The organism is Amphritea sp. GJ51-11 (genome assembly GCF_055808735.1).
The window spans coordinates 1,399,300-1,417,076 of record NZ_CM147881.1 but is presented as its reverse complement, the minus strand read 5'-3'; the positions used below and the strand labels follow the sequence as shown (position 1 = coordinate 1,417,076).

17 protein-coding genes are annotated in these 17,777 nt (G+C 49.5%); 7 read left to right on the top strand and 10 right to left on the bottom strand.

Annotation, left to right across the window (positions count from 1 at the left end; genetic code table 11):
- The first annotated feature begins 69 nt into the window (after positions 1–69).
- The 5 genes from AC0L4K_RS06130 to AC0L4K_RS06110 all read left to right on the top strand — a co-directional run bounded on the left by AC0L4K_RS06130 (position 70) and on the right by AC0L4K_RS06110 (position 4,799).
- On the top strand, positions 70–1,074 hold the full coding sequence (locus AC0L4K_RS06130; protein ID WP_417227148.1) for a TRAP transporter substrate-binding protein: 1,005 nt from the start codon (positions 70–72) through the stop codon (positions 1,072–1,074).
- An 85-nt stretch (positions 1,075–1,159) separates the two neighbouring features.
- Entirely contained in the window at positions 1,160–1,738 is a 579-nt protein-coding gene (locus AC0L4K_RS06125) for a TRAP transporter small permease (protein WP_473268599.1), read from the top strand.
- Positions 1,731–3,074, top strand: coding sequence for a TRAP transporter large permease (locus tag AC0L4K_RS06120; protein ID WP_417227144.1), 1,344 nt, complete (start codon positions 1,731–1,733; stop codon positions 3,072–3,074). The genes AC0L4K_RS06125 and AC0L4K_RS06120 overlap by 8 nt, the downstream gene beginning before the upstream one ends.
- A 71-nt stretch (positions 3,075–3,145) precedes the next feature.
- Positions 3,146–3,643, top strand: coding sequence for a universal stress protein (locus AC0L4K_RS06115; protein WP_473268598.1), 498 nt, complete (start codon positions 3,146–3,148; stop codon positions 3,641–3,643).
- Between the two features lie 460 nt (positions 3,644–4,103).
- The gene (locus AC0L4K_RS06110) at positions 4,104–4,799 is read left to right on the top strand and encodes a hypothetical protein (protein WP_473268597.1); all 696 of its coding nucleotides are present in this window, start codon (positions 4,104–4,106) and stop codon (positions 4,797–4,799) included.
- A 245-nt stretch (positions 4,800–5,044) separates the two neighbouring features.
- Here AC0L4K_RS06110 and thiM read toward each other — a convergent pair whose 3' ends face one another.
- The 7 genes from thiM to AC0L4K_RS06075 all read right to left on the bottom strand — a co-directional run bounded on the left by thiM (position 5,045) and on the right by AC0L4K_RS06075 (position 13,847).
- The gene (gene thiM / locus AC0L4K_RS06105; RefSeq protein WP_473268596.1) at positions 5,045–5,863 is read right to left on the bottom strand and encodes a hydroxyethylthiazole kinase; all 819 of its coding nucleotides are present in this window, start codon (positions 5,861–5,863) and stop codon (positions 5,045–5,047) included.
- Positions 5,864–5,883: 20 nt separating this feature from the next.
- Entirely contained in the window at positions 5,884–6,528 is a 645-nt protein-coding gene (locus tag AC0L4K_RS06100) for a LuxR C-terminal-related transcriptional regulator (RefSeq protein WP_473268595.1), read from the bottom strand.
- Between the two features lie 10 nt (positions 6,529–6,538).
- Entirely contained in the window at positions 6,539–6,838 is a 300-nt protein-coding gene (locus AC0L4K_RS06095; RefSeq protein ID WP_417228265.1) for a DUF6506 family protein, read from the bottom strand.
- Positions 6,839–7,274: 436 nt separating this feature from the next.
- Entirely contained in the window at positions 7,275–8,273 is a 999-nt protein-coding gene (pta, locus tag AC0L4K_RS06090; RefSeq protein ID WP_473268594.1) for a phosphate acetyltransferase, read from the bottom strand.
- A gap of 238 nt (positions 8,274–8,511) precedes the next feature.
- Positions 8,512–10,275, bottom strand: a complete 1,764-nt coding sequence (xsc, locus tag AC0L4K_RS06085; protein WP_473268593.1) for a sulfoacetaldehyde acetyltransferase — start codon at positions 10,273–10,275, stop codon at positions 8,512–8,514.
- Between the two features lie 338 nt (positions 10,276–10,613).
- Entirely contained in the window at positions 10,614–12,089 is a 1,476-nt protein-coding gene (gene pdxR / locus AC0L4K_RS06080) for a MocR-like pyridoxine biosynthesis transcription factor PdxR (protein WP_417228269.1), read from the bottom strand.
- A 366-nt stretch (positions 12,090–12,455) separates the two neighbouring features.
- Entirely contained in the window at positions 12,456–13,847 is a 1,392-nt protein-coding gene (locus AC0L4K_RS06075; RefSeq protein WP_473268592.1) for an aminotransferase family protein, read from the bottom strand.
- Positions 13,848–14,197: 350 nt separating this feature from the next.
- Between AC0L4K_RS06075 and thiS the strand changes: the two genes are divergently transcribed.
- Positions 14,198–14,401, top strand: a complete 204-nt coding sequence (thiS, locus tag AC0L4K_RS06070; protein ID WP_417228271.1) for a sulfur carrier protein ThiS — start codon at positions 14,198–14,200, stop codon at positions 14,399–14,401.
- A 51-nt stretch (positions 14,402–14,452) separates the two neighbouring features.
- A complete protein-coding gene (locus tag AC0L4K_RS06065) occupies positions 14,453–15,250 on the top strand; it encodes a thiazole synthase (RefSeq protein WP_473268591.1) in 798 nt (265 codons plus the stop codon).
- Between the two features lie 72 nt (positions 15,251–15,322).
- Here the strand turns inward: AC0L4K_RS06065 and AC0L4K_RS06060 are convergent, their stop codons facing one another.
- The 3 genes from AC0L4K_RS06060 to AC0L4K_RS06050 all read right to left on the bottom strand — a co-directional run bounded on the left by AC0L4K_RS06060 (position 15,323) and on the right by AC0L4K_RS06050 (position 17,609).
- A complete protein-coding gene (locus tag AC0L4K_RS06060) occupies positions 15,323–15,955 on the bottom strand; it encodes an EamA family transporter (protein WP_473268590.1) in 633 nt (210 codons plus the stop codon).
- The gene (locus tag AC0L4K_RS06055) at positions 15,946–16,227 is read right to left on the bottom strand and encodes a hypothetical protein (RefSeq protein ID WP_473268589.1); all 282 of its coding nucleotides are present in this window, start codon (positions 16,225–16,227) and stop codon (positions 15,946–15,948) included. Before AC0L4K_RS06055 ends, AC0L4K_RS06060 begins: the two co-directional genes overlap by 10 nt.
- A gap of 350 nt (positions 16,228–16,577) precedes the next feature.
- The gene (locus AC0L4K_RS06050) at positions 16,578–17,609 is read right to left on the bottom strand and encodes a YeiH family protein (protein WP_417228274.1); all 1,032 of its coding nucleotides are present in this window, start codon (positions 17,607–17,609) and stop codon (positions 16,578–16,580) included.
- Positions 17,610–17,777 lie beyond the last annotated feature (168 nt).

Genomic DNA, 17,777 nt, shown 5'->3' with positions numbered 1-17,777 from the left:
CGCCTCGAGCAGATAAAAAAATAAAGCAATCTTGCAAATGGGTTGCGCAAAAACACTCAGGAGTTACTGATGAAACATAAGAATAAGATCTATAAGGTAATTTCGCTAGCCGCAGGCTTGGCCTTTTCAGCCAGCACCCTAGCCGCTAGTTGGAATATTGCGGTCGGCGATGGTGGAGGCAGTGCGCAGGAAGCTCTCGGACTGGAATTTATTAAGCAGCTGGAACAAAAAACCGGCAATAAACACTCCGCTAAGCTATTCCTCAATGGTCAATTGGGCTCGGAGCAAGACACCGTCAATGACGCCGCCCTTGGCACCCTCGACTTCTCAATCTTGGCCAGTAATAACCTCGCCCCCTTCTCGCCTTCGTTGGGTATTCTTTCACTACCCTATATCTTTGAAAACCTCGATCAGGTGACTCAAACCGTCGAAGGCCCAATCGCGGCTGAACTGATTAATAACACTGTGCGTGACACCGGCGTGCGCATTGTCGGCTGGACCTATTCAGGCTTTCGGGTGTTGAGTAACTCGAAACAGCCGATTAAAAAACTAGCCGACCTAGACGGCGTGATTGTGCGGGTTCCGAAAAACGAGATCATGATCGATACCTATAAATCATGGGGCAATAACCCAACCCCGATGGCTTGGTCTGAAACCTTCACCGCCTTGCAGCAAGGTGTCGTCGATGGTCAAGACACGCCCTATGCCACCATCTACGCGATGAAGTTCGGTGAGGTACAAAAGTACATCGCTGACCTGCACTATCTATTCCTGCTTGAACCGCTAATCATGTCTGAATCCCTGTTCCAAGATCAGGATGAAGCCACCCAGAAAGCCATTTTAGACGCTGGCACCGCCGCTACCGCCCACAGTTTGAAGTGGCTGACAGATCAAGAAGCCATTATCAAAGATGAGCTGGTAAACAAATACAATATGCAGATTGATAGTCTGGAAGACGAACCACTCTGGGCGAAAAAAGCGCAAGAAAGTGTTTGGCCTAAATTCTATGAATCCATTGGCGGCAAAGAGAAGGTTAACGAACTGCTACGGGCACTCGGACGTGATGAAGTTTAAGGGTTAAATCTTTCAAACTTTATCCAGTAACCCGCCAATCCTCCGCGTTTTAATCGGTGGATTGGCGTTCAACGGAGACCGAATAATGGGCAGTAAAATTATCCATTTCCTCGACAACATAGAAAGCTACATCTGCCGCACCTTGTTAGCGTTATTTGTCACCCTACTCTTTGCACAGATAGTCTCGCGTCAGCTATTTGGCTACTCCTTTTCGTGGAGTGAAGAGCTTTCTGTGTATATGTTTGTCTGGTTTGTATTCTTCGGTGCAAGCTATGCTGCCAAACTTGCAGCACATAACCGAGTCACTTTTCAGTACAAACTAATGCCATCTTGGCTTCCGCCGATTCTGGAGTTTCTCTCCGACATCATCTGGATCGCCTTTAATTCATATTTTGTTTATCTGTCATACGACTTTGTCTTCCACAAGATGAATATATTCTGGAAATCCCAGACCCTCGGCATCCCGATGAAGTACTTCTATCTCATCCTGCCGATAGCCTTCACCCTGATGACCATCCGAATTATTCAGGTGAACTACTACAAACTGGTTAAAGGCATCGATATTCGCGACCCCGACTCTCAAGAATTGGATGAGTTGATCGAACTGGATCTCGACGAAAATAATAACAAACCCGCCGCACGATCAGGAGCAGAACATGGCTGAATCATCCATCGCAATAATACTGTTCGGGTCCTTTTTGGTCCTGTTAGTCATGGGCGCCCCCGTTACCGTCGCACTGGGTGTTGCGGCATTATCATCGTTTCTCTACCTCGATCAAAACCCGATTAAATTCGTGCAGATAGCCTTTACCTCCGTGGGATCATTTCCCCTTATGGCACTGCCAGCCTTTATTCTGGCTGGCGCCTTGATGGAAGCCGCCGGGATATCCAAACGTTTGGTCACTCTCGCGGAAAGTTTTGCCGGACCGGTCACCGGTGGTATCTCTGCCGCAACCGTTTTGGCCTGTATGTTCTTCGGCGCAATTTCAGGCTCAGGCCCTGCTACCACCGCCGCCGTTGGCATGCTAATGATCCCGGCCATGGTTAAGCGTGGCTACGATAAGGGGTATGCCTCAGCCATTACCGCTTCATCCGGTGGGTTAGGGATTGTTATTCCACCGTCCATTCCGATGGTTATTTTTGGTATCTCTGCCATCGGCCTCAGCGTGCCACCGGAAGCGATTGCCGCCCATGGCGAATTCCAGAGTGTCTCCATCACTAAGATGTTTATCGCCGGCGTCTTGCCGGGCCTAGTCATCTCAATCAGCTTATTAACGCTGAACTATTTCCGCTGTAAACGACTCGGTTATGCCGGTACAGAAGAAGGCTGGGATATTAAACATATCGCTGAATCATTCCGCACCGGTTTCTGGTCGGTGATGGCTCCGCTAGTGATTCTCGGCGGCATCTACTCCGGCTTCTTCACCCCCACGGAATCGGCCATAGTCGCGATATTTTACACCCTATTTGTAGGTGTCTTTATCCATCGAGAGCTTACTTGGAAAGATCTGTTTCGCTCCTTGGAAACCACCACCTGGTTATCCGGTCGGGTACTGCTGATCCTCTTCACCGCGACGGTATTCGGACGTCTACTGGTCGAAAATCAGATTCCCGCCGTTGTCGCCGAATCAATGCTGAGCATGACCGATAACATCTACCTGATCTGGTTCTTGATTATTATCTTCCTGCTGTTCGTCGGGATGTTTATGGAAACCCTAGCGGCCATCATGATTCTGACACCGGTGCTGCTACCTGTGACCTACAACCTCGGAATCGATCCGGTACATTTCGGCATCGTGATGGTGTGCAGTTTATCGATAGGCTTTGCCACCCCGCCGCTAGGGGAGAACCTCTTCGTGGCATCCGGTATATCCAATATATCCCTCGAAGAAGTAACCGTAAAAGCCCTGCCTTTTGCCCTTGTGTCGGCCATTGCCGTGTTCGTGATCGCCTTCTTTCCAGAGATTGCGCTCTTCCTGCCACGCCAATTTGGTTACTAGTCCCCTTAACCCCACTTAACAATGGGCCGGCGATCCTCCGGCCCTAATCACTTGATGACAGGAATTCGATTATGCTACCTGAAGTCCGCAAGATTCTTTACAGCACCGATCTTTCCAAAAGTTCTACCGCCGCCTTTGAACATGCAAGTTATATCGCCAAAAAAACCGGTGCCAAAATTCATATTCTCCATGTTGTAGAGAAGCTATCTAACGAAGCAAAAATCACACTGCAAACCTATGTAATGGATCGAAATGTACGGCACGATCTGCTGCAAGAGAGAGTCCACAACGCCGAAGCGAAACTGCACCAGCGACAGGAAAATTTCTGGGATAACCTACATGCCGATGAGTTACATGTGCGTCAGCAGATCAGCTCAATCAATGTCGTCGAAGGCTTTCCCGCCGAGACCATTCTTAAGTATGCAAAAGAGCTAGAAGTTGATTTAATCGTGATGGGAACCCATGAAAAAGGCATCATGCATACCTTCCTCGGTAGCGTGGCGAAAAACGTACTCAACCGCGCCCATGTGCCGATGCTGATCATCCCTATCGCCGTTAAAGAAGGCTGATGTACAGGCAGAATCATTAACCCAAAAAGCCTCTACACTACTGGATAAGCTGAATAAGCTGACAGTATTGTAGAGGCTAGCATAAGACAGAAATCTGTCTAGGCACATCGCCCCAGCATAACGTGACTACCCAGCTTTTCCTATTTACGACATAAAACACAGACTCCGCTCCCCCTTAACCGTATAGACCCTGTAAAGGTGTAGGTAACACAATACTAAAGCTACAGAGTCAGCCTTTGGTTCCAACCTTTACTGTCGAACCAGAAAATTCGAGTCGACATCGCCCTTAAAAAGGACTCCCACAGGTTACAAGCCTTCTCTCTAACGATAGCCTGAGTGACTTCGATCCAAAGCAGAAGAACGTCAATCGTTGGCCCTAAGCAGAACCTTAAGCTGGTGCTTGGGCAATAGCCTGGGTATTTTTATAGTGTGATATCTTTTGACAACGAGTGACCAGATAATGAACACAGATATCTGTAAAGTAACAGCCCAACGCACAATCGAAGAATGGCATCAGCCTAGCCCACGCGTTGGCAGTGGCCATGATGCCCGCAGTAGCAGTAACGGTTTACTGTCCATCTTTTATGGCAGCCTTGAACATGCGGCGCATTATCAGTGGCTTAACGCCGGTAGAACCCTCGTTGATAAAACCTATCTCAATATTCTGTGGCAAGCGGCCGAGCTAGCGCATAACGGCTATGACTTTACCAACATGGCCTCAAACTTAGACGCCTTTGTGCGCGCACAACTTGAGCCTATCTGGTACGAGCTTGACCTACTCAGCCACGAGGAGAAGCAGCAACAAGCAATCAAGTTGATTCAACAGGCGGCGGCCGAGGTGTTTGGCAGTGGCTACCATGAACAACATGCTGCTTGGCTACTGTTCTATCTCTGCCCTCAGCTGCCGGTCTTCCCTTTTAACGCTGCGCTACAAGCCCGCATCAGCACACGCTTACATCAGCCACAAAGCGCCACGAATTACCTTGAATACCAGCAGCAGTGTCGCCAGCTCTATTCTCGGATGCTGCCCTTGATTCAAGACTTCAACGCCAGCGTGGAATACGGCAACGAACAGGAGCGAAAAACGGTTAGCAAGGTTTTGCGAGGCAGTGACTGGTGGCAACGCTACTGTTTTATAAAGCAGCTATTAGCCTAACCGGCGAGAGCTTGGGACTATTCGTTCTATTGTTACCATTCGGGGGGTATGAGTGGCCGACTAGCCCAAAATATGCTGCATAAAGACTTGGCACGCTAAGAGCGAACCAACCTTTTATTTACCAACAGGCTCCGTTATCACCTTCACCAAGCAGGCCCGATAGCGTTGTGATGAGTTAACGCTATCGGGCCTACCTTTGACGATATGAACATTCAAAATCCAACAATAAAACGTCTATCGCCGGCTTATGCCGCCACCTCTTCACATTTCAGCAAGTGACAACGGCTCTCCAACTGTTCCTGATTCAGCCCATAGAGCGTATCCAAAATATGCATCTGCAAACTGCCAGGCCCATTGGCGCGCTGCGCGGCAATTTCTGAAGCAACCGAGATCGCCAGTAATGCCTGTACCGTCGCATCAAACGCCCGGCGATTGACCGATAAAAAGGTAGCGATCAGCGCCGTGGCGGCACAGCCGATCGCAGAGACCCGGGTTAGTAGGTGATGACCATTGGCAATCACCAGTGTGGTATTACCATTGGTTACCAGCACCGTATCACCGGTTTGTGCGACTACCGCGCCGGTTTGCTGGGCGAGCAGCGATGCAGCTTCCGGCGTATCCTGACCGAGCAGTGCCTTAATCTCAGCACTATTGCCCCGAATCACCGTGGGCTTAAGCTCGAGTAATTCCCGGGCATAATCGCAGCGGGTATTTGACGCTTGCACTGAAACCGGGTCGAGCACCCAAGGGCGCTGATAATCCAACGCAGTTTCTATCGCCGGCTTGATAGCCATCTTCCGCGCACTATCTAATGTACCGATATTGATACTCAAACCGTCGCTGCTAGCGACAAACTCTCGAATTTCATCAATCCCCATCGTCAATGAGGGGCGGGCACCCACAGCCATCAAAATATCCGAGGTAAAATCCATCGCCACGGTATTGGTAATACACTGCACCCGCGGCTTCTGGCTAACAATGGTCGTCAACATAGCCGCACAAGAACGGGCATAATCAATATTACTCTGGGGTTCAATATCAAATGTTTTAAATGTAATCGGCATAAGTCACCTTTGAATCAATATTAGGCCGTTGCAGACTGCGGCTGATCGATATCAACCCGTTTAATCGCCACCACCAGCTGGGTTCGATTTTCTATCTCGAGCTTGCGCAGGATATTCGACATATGCGTTTTAATGGTGTGTTCGGTTAACGCCATCTTGGAAGCAATTTGCTTATTCCGTAGCCCGGTACAAGCAAAGCGCAGCACATTATTTTCCTGATGGGATAGCTTCTTCATGGCATAACCTAAACGCCCTACCGGATCAACCTTAGCGCCTTCGCTGCCCAGTGCATAACCCCAGCGATGCCCCTGCAGCACCGCTTTAATCGCTTGCTGTAGTTCCTCAAGTGAGGCCGTTTTGGCAACCGTACCCTGAACCCCGTGAGCCAACAAACGACGCATAAAGCGAAGATCTTTATGATCCGAGAGCATCAGCAAGCGCCCACGACGCTCACCTAACAACGATTGCAGTTTTTCGAGGCTATCTAGCCCCGGTAACCGCGCATCAACGATCATCAACACCGCCCCTTGCCGCTGCGTTAGTGCCTGCTGCAGGGTGTCAAAATGACTAAAGGATGCAATCGCCGCCGCAACCCCCAGCTGTTTCAGCAACTGCTCAATACCGGCACAGTACAGAGGAGAGTTATCCGCGATATAGATCTTCATAAACACCCGATCAACTCAGCTCTTCAGCCAAGCGCTGCCGCTCTGCTTCACTATATTGCACCACCCCAACCGGGATATGATCATTAATCGCATCACGCACTAACTGAGCATCATCGGTGGAAAACCCACCGCACATCTCGATTAGCTGAATACCTTTGGTGATCATCTCTTGGGCGACCATCTGTGCCTGAGCAACATCGGCGACACCGGCAATCGACATATCAAAATTGTCACTGTGCAGCCGTGAGTGATGTTTGAACATTTCAAGGTCTGCGCTTTTAACGATAAAACCGTAACGACTTAAAGCCATCGTTAATCTCCTAGTCTGATTATTGTTATTGTCTGTCGATGTCTGACATTAAAGACCGGTTGCCGCAGCCTGATTAGTGCCAGTCTTTATAAGACTTTAGAACCAACAGCTGCAGAGCTTATAGCGACGTTATTTGGCCCTCTAGCGAACGCCGTAATGAGATCAGCACCAGAGTGTAGCGATCATCGTTTGCGGCTTGCATTAGCAATGCTGTGCATTAAAAGGTTTGAATGAGGGGTTAAATAAAGGCCAGCATTCAGAGCAGTAGGTTCAACAACGAGGAATGAAACAATTTTAGTGGCGGCACTCAGCATACTGCGCGCTGAAATTGATGCACTTCGCGAATTCAACGCCGAAGTGCGATACAGCGACCCTACCGGGTATAACTCCCTCGATGGGCAGACAGGCGCAGCCAGTGAGCCTGCCCCAGTGTAGATTAGAGGCTCTGTGACTGCACCACCGTAATCGCAATCACATTCACAACATCGTTGGCACTGCAGCCCCGAGAGAGGTCATTAGCCGGTTTTTTCAGTCCCTGGAGAATAGGCCCAATAGCATCAGCCTGACCAATTCGCTCGGCTAACTTATAGCCGATATTACCCGCCTCTAGATTGGGAAAAACAAGCACATTCGCTTTACCATGCGTGGCAGAATCGGTCACTTTGCGCTCGGCAATCTCCGAGACAATAGCGGCATCGAGTTGCACGTCACCATCGATCGCCAAATGAGGCATCTGCTGCTTGACGATCTTAGTTGCTTCGACCACTTTATCCACGGCAGCATGGTGGGCACTTCCGCTGGTCGAGAAAGATAACATGGCCACTCTTGGCTCTTCATCCAGCAAGGTGCGGGCGCTGTTGGCCGCTGACATCGCGATCTGTGCTAACTGTTCTTTATTGGGATCGATCACCAAACCGCAGTCGGAGAAGATCACCCCACCTTTCAATTGATGAAAAGGCTCACACAGCATCATCAAGAAAAAGCTTGAGATCATCTTCGCATTGTCGGCCATACCTATAATCTGAATAGCCGCGCGCACAGTTTCGCCCGTGGTATAAACAGCACCACACACAGAACCATCCGCATCATCGAGATGCACCATCATCTGGGCGTAATGCAAAGGGTCTTGCATCAGTTCTACCGCTTTATCGAAAGAGATCCCTTTGTGCTTACGCAATTGATAAAAGGTTTTAGCGTAATACTGGATAGCATCAGACTCAGGTGGGTTGATGATATTAATACCATCGAGGCTATATCCCGCCGCCGCCACTAGTGAGTTAATTTTATCAGCGTCACCTAACAAGGTAATCGCGGCGATACCCCGCTGGGTCGCCGTGACTGCTGCGGCAATAATACGAGGGTCTTCCCCCTCAGCTAACACGACACGCTTTGGGTTCTCTGCAGCCCGAGTAAAAATTTTATTTAATGCTTTCATTCGCAGCGGCCTTAATTTTAATTGTTATTAAGAAGATACTTCCAAGAAAACCTGTGAATAAAATACTGAAACCGCATGCTGTCAGTCGTCAAAAAACCGGAAGCAAAACTTATATATCAATCACTTATTCGCAGAAAACTTGAAAAATCGGAGACCATAAGCCTCCGATTAAAAACCTGAGAGTCTCCATTGCGAAGACTCTGACGCTAGGTTTTAGACGTTATATAAGTACTGTGACTTATACGTAGTCTTTATATTTTTCCAGATGACGAACAGGCTTAGACAGCGCATCACGACGGAACGGGTCACCCAGTTCACGGGTACACATGATCTCGATAACAGTCGTTTTACGGTTTTCCATCTGATCGTTCAACGCCGCTTTCAGCGCTGGACCGACGTCTTCCAGTTTATCGACGGTTACACCCTGAGCACCCATAGACCGGGCAATCTCAGCAAAGCTTGGGTTTTCCAGTTCGCCAGCAACGAAGCGACGGTTGTAGAAATCAACCTGGTTCTTCTTCTCAGCGCCCCACTGACGGTTATGGAACACGATAGAGGTGACCGGAATATCTTCACGGACACAGGTCATGATCTCCATCATCGACATACCCCAAGCACCATCACCCGCGTAGGAAATCCCTGGGCGCTCTGGCGCAGCAACTTTAGCACCGATCATCGTTGGCAGAGCGTAACCGCAGTTACCGAAAGCCATTGCCGCAAAGAATGAACGTGGACGCTCAAAGCGTAGGTAGCTATTAGAAACAGAGTTGATGTTACCGATATCGGTAGACACCATCACGTCGGCAGGCATCGCTTTTTCAAGCTCACGCAGCACCTGACGTGGGTGCAGGTAGTTACCCTCTTCACCAGACTGCTCTTCGATCATCTCCATAGAGTAATCGTCGCGCTCGTGGATCCACTCATCCAGCTCTTTTTCCCATGCCGCTTTTTCCGCTGCCACTTCAGCTTCACGTTCAGCGCGGTTTTCCAGACACTTGGCCGGCTTGCCTTCCATTAAGCCCATGATCGCTTGAGCGGCTGCTTTAGCATCACCACAGATAGCCACATCAACTTTCTTAACCAGACCCAGCATTTTAGGGTTGCAGTCGATTTGGATGATCTTAGCGTCTTTTGGCCAGTAATCGAGACCGTGCTGAGGCAACGTACCGAAAGGCCCCAAACGCGTACCCAACGCCAAGACAACATCGGCCTTAGCGATCAGTTTCATACCGGCTTTAGAACCCTGATAACCCAGAGGACCACACCAGTTAGGGTGAGATGCTGGGAATGAGTCATTATGCAGGTAGCTGTTTACTACCGGCAGACCCAGCTGTTCAGAAATAGCGATCGCTTCATCATAGGCATCGCCCAGAACCACACCACCACCGGAGATCATCACTGGGAATTCAGCATTCGCCAGCAGCTCTGCCGCCGCTTTCAGTGCTTCAGCACCACCAGCAGCCCGTTCGATACGGATCGGTTCTGGAATTTCACAGTCGATATCGCCGTAGAACAGGTCACGAGGAATGTTCAGCTGAGTTGGGCCGTTTTCCAGCATCGCACGATCGAAACAGCGCGCGGTATATTCAGCCATACGGCTGTTATTTGTTACGGTCACTTGATACTTGGTAATGGTTTCGAAGAATGGCAGTTGCTGTGCTTCTTGGAAGCCACCGAGCCACTGAGTGTTAGTACCGGTTTCCGGGGTAATACAAACAACCGGAGAGTGCGCCCAATATGCCGCGGCGATGGCGGTAACAAAGTTAGTGATACCCGGTCCATTCTGAGCAATACACACACCATGACGACCTGATACACGGGAGTAGCCGTCAGCCATATGGCCTGCACCCTGCTCGTGTACAACCGGAATCAATCGGATACCCGCTGGAGTAAAGATGTCCATTGCGTCCATAAACGCTGAACCCATGATACCGAAACTGTCGGTTACACCGTTAGCAACGAGGGTTTCTACCATCGCTTCACTAGGAGTCATTCGAGCCATATTTGAATTCCTTATTATTGTACTAGACGAAGGGGCAACCATCGCCAAAGCCAAATTAAACGATTTAAGTGCTACAAGGCTGCGATTCACCTTAGAGCAACGATAATTTCCGTCCCGGGGCTAATGCCAAACAGCATCGCTTTAACGGATAACGTGGTTACAGATTAGGAGGCGGGCCGAATTCTCAGTAGAACCAGATTTGAGAAACAGGTTGAGCCAGACTAGATAAGCCTGACTTAAAACAGGTAAATCTTTATAAAACAGTTAGTTAACCAATAGAACCAGATTCAGACTACCGCCTACGCCAGACGGTAGTGTGTACCTGTATGAGCGAACAATTAGCTCATTTCATGAATAAGCTCAGCCAGTTTGGCAATCCCCGGCTCAATCCTGTCGGTCGAAATGGATGAGTAACCTAAGCGAAAATAGTTCTTAGGCGCAGGGCTTTGCAAAAAGTGTACTTCGCCGGATTCGATCAAGATTGAATGCTCCCGCGCGCGGCGACGCAAGGCATCTGCATCTAAACCCTCCGGGCCTTTAACCCAGAAACAGGAGCCACCAAAGGTAGGCAGGTTATGGGACTCAGGCAGGTGCTTCGTCAGGGCTTCGTCCATGGCACGCCAGCGGGTCTGATAGTTACGGGTGATATTCATAATCAGTGAGTCGTGATAGCCCCGTTCTAAAAACAGCGCCACCGAACGTTGATTATTGGCGGCCGGATGACGCACCATCAGCCGACGCAATGCCCGCGCCTCTTTAATTAGCTCGGCAGGCCCCACCAGATACCCTAAACGCAAGCCCGGCGCCAGGGTCTTCGATAAGCTACCGATATAGAGCACCCGATCATTCTTATCCAAGCTTTTTAAAGCCGGTATTGGGTTCGATTTAAAGTTGGTTTCACTCTCATAATCATCTTCGATAATCAGAAAGTCATCTTCATTGGCCCGGCGTAATAGTTCATAACGTCGCTCGATCGGCATCGTGACGGTGGTTGGGCACTGGTGGCTCGGGGTGGTGTAAATAAGATCGCAATCACTGAGCCGTTCATCAACCAACATGCCATCCTGATCAACGGGTATCGGCTTTATCTGCGCTGGATTGAGGCTGGCGATATTACGAATATCCACATAACCCGGGTCTTCCAAGCCGATGGTACTTTGTTTATCTAGCAACAGTTTGGCGATCATATAGAGCGACTGCTGCGCCCCTACCGTTACCAAAATCTGATCCGCCGAAGCCCAAACACCACGACGGGGTAATAGTCGAGTTCTAATCTGCTCCACCAGCATCGGATCATCATTATCAACCCGATCAGCGGCCCATTCACTGATTGAAGGGCCACTGACCGCATCCCGACAACATTCACGCCAGTTGATCGTAGGAAACAGCGAGGCATCGAACTGTCCGTAGATAAACGGATATTCATATTTTTGCCAATCACGGGGTTTAACAATATTAGTTTGCTGGCTAGGACGAAGTTTAAAACGCTGATCCCAATCGGGTGAAGAGTGCTCACCAACGTCATCATCGCTACCAAGCGACGCTTCAGTCTTTACCTGGCCGTTGAGAATATCACCATTAACATAATAACCGCTGCGCTCGCGCGCAATCAGATAGCCATCATCGAGCAGGTGCTCGTATGCCAATACCACAGTGTTACGTGCAACATTTAACTGTTGCGCTAGCTTACGGCTGGAGGGCAACGAACGGTCCAACGGAATATTACCGTTCAGAATAGCCGAGGCAATCTGTTCCCGTAACTGCTGCTGCAGGCTTCCGCCCTGCTTAGGTGTCAAATGGAAGAGCTGAAACATGGAATCTACCTTTTTCAGTAGCACATTCATCAACCGGCCAAACACTCAGGCATTGGGACTTATCTATCAGCTTCTTCCAAATAGCTGAGAAACGATAAATCCGATTACTGCGACTCAGTACTGCGGGTTGTTGTGCTTTTTATTATTGTGAATATCACCACTTAAAGTGATACAGAGTCTATCGCTAATAACAGTGACGACTCAAACGATTAAGCATAGCCTTCATATATATAGAAAAACCGACGCTTTAACCAGCGCTTGGACGCATAAATCCGGCCCAGGTGAACCCCGTCCGGATCTATAAAACCGACGCCTCAGCGTTGTAACAACCTGAGGCGACGGCCTAACAAAGAATACTCTCAGCGATTAGCTATTCGGTGCTAAATCCGCCAATGCGTTATCCAGTGCATCCACAATCTTATCGATATCAGCGCGCGTAGCAATTAGCGCAGGGCTCAAACAGATCGTATTGTTGTACTCTTTAAACGAGCGGTTAGTACGACCAATGATCACGCCATTTGACATACAGTGCGCCCCAATCTGCATCGACAGCGCCTCATCAACAGGCTCTTTGGTTAAGCGATCCTTCACCAACTCAAAGCCTGCAAACAAACCTTTACCACGCACATCGCCGATCACCTGATATTTATCCATCAACTGATGCAAACGTCCACGAAGATACTCACCCTGCTCAACCACGTTATCCAGCAGTTTTTCATCTTCGATAATCTGCATGTTAACCAGTGCCGCTGCAGGCCCAGCAGTACAGCCGCCAAAGGTTGAGATATCACGGAAGTAATCCATCCGGCCATCTTCAGGCTCTTTAAACAGGTCGAATACCGCTTCAGTGGTCACCGTACAAGAGATGGCCGCATAGCCAGAAGCCACACCTTTAGCCATCGTGACCATATCCGGCTTGATACCATAGTGCTGATAACCAAACCATTTACCGGTACGACCCAGCCCACACACGACTTCGTCGATATGCAGCAACACATTATATTGCTTGCAGATCTCCTGTACCCGCTCCCAATAGCCATGAGGCGGCTCAATCACACCACCACCTGCGGTAATAGGTTCAAGACAAAGGGCGCCAACAGTATCCGGTCCTTCAGCGAGAATGACTTTTTCAATCTGATTGGCCGCCCATACGCCGTAGTTTTCCAGATCGGCACCTTCCTGAGCACGATACTCACAGCAGTGCGGCACTTCAATAAAGCCAGGGGTGAACGGGCCATATTGATTTTTACGCTCAAACTGACCGGTCGCACTCAATGCCGTAATGGTCGTACCGTGATAATCACGCTCCCGGAAGAGAATTTTATGCTTCTTACCGCCGTAGTTCTTCTCGGCAATTTGGCGCACCATCTTAAACACTTTCTCGTTCGCTTCAGAACCCGAGTTTGAATAGTAAACCCGGCTCATGCCCGGCATCTTATCAATTAGTTTCTCAGCAAACTGTGCTGCTGGGACGTTACCGGCGGTCTGAGCAAAGTAGTTCAAGGTAACCAGTTGGTCACGCACGGCATCGGCAATTTCAGTACGGCCATAACCGACGTTGACTGTCCATACGGCACCGGAAACGGCATCCAGATATTCATTGCCTTTCGCATCCCATACCCGCATCCCTTCGCCCTTAACAATCACCATCGGGTCATTTTCTTCATAGGGTTTATGCTGCGAAAGGTGATGCCAAACGTGCTTACGGTCATTATTAACTACTTCTTTCGCATCAAATTCGTTAGAGCTATAAGTCATACAAGCCTCCACTGAGGGTACTGTGTTTCATACGAGCCTGTGACTTCAATGGCAGGCTGTATATTCAGAGGAGAGAGCAGCAACACTCCCATTCCTATCACTCGGTTAGTCATAAGGCACTGTTGCGTCCCTACTTCGTATCCATGCTTATAAACTACTTGGCTTGAGTAAAACCCCGTTAGAACCAGTTAACTGACTGATATGATGCCAGCCGCCATAACCGGCGAATTCACTTGGCTGGACTCACCGGGAGAGAATATCTGGCTCTTAAAGATAAGCCCGATATTTCCGAGTATGACTACCAGAAAAGAACAAAGCGCCATTACATAGCGACAACATGAGGTTCCACCATGATTCACATCACCGTTAATGGAGAACAAATGCAGTGGGCCAGCAGCAAGCACTTACAAGAATTAATTGACGCGCTTGAACTGACAGGCAAACGTATTGCGGTTGAGGTTAACCAGGAAGTCATTCCCCAGAGCCAGCACTCAAATACTCACTTGAGTAGCGATGACCGGATCGAAATCGTTACCGCCATTGGGGGCGGTTAATCGCCATTCACCCCCGCTATGTTTCATAATCCGTGCCCGCAGGAGCCCCCCATGTCCCATGATTTACAGCGTAATGATCCACTCATCATTGGCGAACGCCGCTTCAATTCACGCCTGATGGTAGGCACCGGAAAATATCGTGACCCGGAAGAAACCGGGGCCGCTATTCGCGCGAGTGGTGCAGAAATTGTCACCGTTGCCCTGCGTCGTACCAATATTGGCCAACACCCCGGTCAGCCCAACCTGTTGGATGTTATCTCACCGGATGAATTCTGCATTCTACCGAACACGGCCTTCTGCTATACCGCCGAGGAAGCGGTGCGCACTTGTCGATTAGCACGAGAACTGCTGAACGGACACGACCTAGTTAAGTTAGAAGTGCTCGGCGATGATAAAACCCTCTATCCTAATGTCACCGAAACACTGGCGGCGGCGGAAACCCTGATCAACGATGGTTTCAAAGTGATGGTTTATACCAGTGATGACCCGCTCATCTGTAAGCGTTTGGAAGAGATGGGCTGCGTCGCCGTGATGCCTCTCGGCGCCCCGATAGGTTCAGGACTGGGACTGCAAAACCCTAATAATATTCGCTTGATCTTAGAAAATGCCAAAGTGCCGATCATTGTCGATGCCGGCGTTGGCACACCCTCCGATGCCGCCCTCGCGATGGAGCTCGGCTGTGAAGGGGTTTTGATGAATAGCGCCATTGCCCATGCTAATAATCCCGTATTGATGGCGCAGGCGATGCGTAAAGCGGTGGAGTGTGGCCGAGAGGGCTATCTAGCCGGACGGATGGCGAAAAAGATGTATGCTAGCGCGTCATCGCCGATTGACGGCGTCATTGGCTAATGTTATTTAGCGTTGGGCAGTGATTTCCAGCACAGCCCAACGTTAAACCGTAAACTAAGCTCAAACCTAAATTCAAGCTTCAGCTAGCAGCAATCGACGTGCTTTACGGTGACGATGCAGACTATCCAAGGTAAATAGAAAAAAGCCCACCCAGACCAAACCAAAGGTAATCAAGCGGTCATTATCAACCGCTTCTTTAAACACAAACACCGCCAACAAAAAGTACAGTGTCGGCTCAAGGTATTGCAGTATCGCGATACTGGTTAGACTCTGCATCCGCTTAACGCCAAACGCAAACAACCCCAGCGGCAGAATGGTCATCGGTGCCGTGAGCATCAATAAGATTCTTACATCTCCCTGGTTCTCAGCATAACTACTGCTGCCCGCCACGCCGACCAGATAGAACAGTGCAAAAGGCACCATCAAAATTGCTTCTGCCGCCAAACCATTGAGCGTATCGATCTTTACCTGCTTTTTAATCAAGCCATAACTACCGAATGACAGCGCAATCCCGATGGTTAACCAAGGAAACGAATCCAGGCTGACACAGGCATAGAGAAAGCCGCCTAAGCAAAACAGTAGTGCCAATAACTGAAACGGCGTTAACCGCTCTCGCAGATAAAATACGCCAATCAGAATACTGATCAACGGCGTGAGAAAAAAAGCGAGACTTACCAGCAATACCTGCCCGTGGGTTACCCCCAAGTGTTTAAAAACCAACTCGTTGAGATACACCCTGTCGATAAGAACAACCAGAAAAATGTGCGGGGCTCCCGTAGTAACATAAACACCCGTACCGGCGTCACCGTTAGCCACAATAATAAGATCATCAACGGCACCGACCAGAGCACCCGAAACGCAAAGATTTCCATCGCCTCAACACCTCGCAGGTATTGATAAAACAGCGGCATCAGCCCCCAAACGATATAAGCTAAGGTCGTCCAAAACATACCGTTTTGATCATTCTGCTGTGACATTCAGGGGCTACCATTGATGAGGTTAAAACTAAACGAGGACGGCATTATCCGAGTACTGCCGTCAGAGTCAATTCAACAACCGTGTATTCGCCATAAAACCGACCTATATCCCCATGAAAGGGTACCTCTCATCACGACACAATGGTTAACGACTCGTCAGTAGCGTATTAAAATATTGGCAAGGCTAATCTAATACCGATAAAACACAGCTTTAGTCTTTTGCGGGATGAATAAAAGGCCGCAAGAAACGGCCATTGGCAGGGCTGCATCAGCAACGGTATTAGAAACGACAGCCCTTTTGACAGAGTGACAGACACATCCACTCTGCCGCAGGGGCAAATGGGCGGTACTTAACGCGCCGCGAACAACCAGATGGTGACCAGCACCGCAAGAAAGACGGTTTCAGAAATCAGCAGTGCGATGGGTTTCCAGCCGAGTTCTGACAACTCTTTGAAAGACGCCTTCATACCCAGCCCTACCATCGCCGTTACTAAACACCAGCGTGATAATTCAGTCATACCATCCAACACTGGCTGAGGAATATAGCCAGTACTGTTGACCGATACGATAATAATAAAGGCAACTAAAAAGCCCGGTAATGGCAGCTTCGATGCGCCCTCTTTTTGCGCCCCACCCCGGCGGGATACAAGCAGCGAGATCACAATCACCACCGGCACCAAGGCGGCCACCCGTAGCAGTTTGGTAAAGGTCGCCACATCACCAACACCGTCAGACATCATATACCCGGCACCGACCACCTGAGCAACATCATGAATCGTTGCACCAAGGAAAATACCACTCTCCGTCTCGGAGAGATTCAACCCAGTAACGATCAGCGGATAAGCAATCATCGCGACCGTACTCAGGGCAGTGACGCCAATCACCGTAAAAATCAGATTACGCTCAGAGTCTTTATTCTCGGGTAATACGGCAGAAACCGCCAAGGCCGCCGACGCGCCACAGATACCGACCGATGCGCCTGATAAAATACTTTGCGACTTACTCAGTTTTAACCAACGGCCACAAACATAACCAAAGAGAATCGTCGCAGGCACCCCCACCATGACAATAGCGATCGGCGTAAAACCAAGGCCGAGCAACTGTTCAAAGGTAATACGAGCGCCGAGTAAGGCGATGCCAAAACGAAGAACTGACTTCGCCGCAAACTGAATTCCCGCCATGCAGCGACCTTCCTGCGACAGATAATTAAGCGACATCCCCATCAGCAAGGCATACAAAATAATCGGGCCGCCGTAGTGTTCCGAGACAAATTTCCCAGCCATTCCCACGACAAGACAAAGCATCAAGCCCGGCATAATTAAAGCGAGCCACTGTTTTACTGCTGTATTAGAAAACGGCAGCGCCTTCTGTATAGCCGACATAGGTACCTCCTAAACGTTGGGGGGAATCAATAAATTGATTCTGATTCGCATCCCAGTATATGGAGCTGCGCCAAAAGCCATAGAGACAGAACCCAGTCGCATATAGTGCCAGTCATGCCGACTACCATAAGACCGGCTGCTCAATCGATACTGCTAGTGACTGGCCCT

What these genes read in the sequence shown, in the direction of transcription:
- AC0L4K_RS06130 (WP_417227148.1), top strand. Translation starts at nt 70, where the DNA reads ATGAAACATAAGAATAAGATCTATAAGGTAATTTCGCTAGCCGCAGGC.
- AC0L4K_RS06125 (WP_473268599.1), top strand. Translation starts at nt 1,160, where the DNA reads ATGGGCAGTAAAATTATCCATTTCCTCGACAACATAGAAAGCTACATC.
- AC0L4K_RS06120 (WP_417227144.1), top strand. Translation starts at nt 1,731, where the DNA reads ATGGCTGAATCATCCATCGCAATAATACTGTTCGGGTCCTTTTTGGTC.
- AC0L4K_RS06115 (WP_473268598.1), top strand. Translation starts at nt 3,146, where the DNA reads ATGCTACCTGAAGTCCGCAAGATTCTTTACAGCACCGATCTTTCCAAA.
- AC0L4K_RS06110 (WP_473268597.1), top strand. Translation starts at nt 4,104, where the DNA reads ATGAACACAGATATCTGTAAAGTAACAGCCCAACGCACAATCGAAGAA.
- thiM (WP_473268596.1), bottom strand. Translation starts at nt 5,863, where the DNA reads ATGCCGATTACATTTAAAACATTTGATATTGAACCCCAGAGTAATATT.
- AC0L4K_RS06100 (WP_473268595.1), bottom strand. Translation starts at nt 6,528, where the DNA reads ATGAAGATCTATATCGCGGATAACTCTCCTCTGTACTGTGCCGGTATT.
- AC0L4K_RS06095 (WP_417228265.1), bottom strand. Translation starts at nt 6,838, where the DNA reads ATGGCTTTAAGTCGTTACGGTTTTATCGTTAAAAGCGCAGACCTTGAA.
- pta (WP_473268594.1), bottom strand. Translation starts at nt 8,273, where the DNA reads ATGAAAGCATTAAATAAAATTTTTACTCGGGCTGCAGAGAACCCAAAG.
- xsc (WP_473268593.1), bottom strand. Translation starts at nt 10,275, where the DNA reads ATGGCTCGAATGACTCCTAGTGAAGCGATGGTAGAAACCCTCGTTGCT.
- pdxR (WP_417228269.1), bottom strand. Translation starts at nt 12,089, where the DNA reads ATGTTTCAGCTCTTCCATTTGACACCTAAGCAGGGCGGAAGCCTGCAG.
- AC0L4K_RS06075 (WP_473268592.1), bottom strand. Translation starts at nt 13,847, where the DNA reads ATGACTTATAGCTCTAACGAATTTGATGCGAAAGAAGTAGTTAATAAT.
- thiS (WP_417228271.1), top strand. Translation starts at nt 14,198, where the DNA reads ATGATTCACATCACCGTTAATGGAGAACAAATGCAGTGGGCCAGCAGC.
- AC0L4K_RS06065 (WP_473268591.1), top strand. Translation starts at nt 14,453, where the DNA reads ATGTCCCATGATTTACAGCGTAATGATCCACTCATCATTGGCGAACGC.
- AC0L4K_RS06055 (WP_473268589.1), bottom strand. Translation starts at nt 16,227, where the DNA reads ATGTCACAGCAGAATGATCAAAACGGTATGTTTTGGACGACCTTAGCT.
- AC0L4K_RS06050 (WP_417228274.1), bottom strand. Translation starts at nt 17,609, where the DNA reads ATGTCGGCTATACAGAAGGCGCTGCCGTTTTCTAATACAGCAGTAAAA.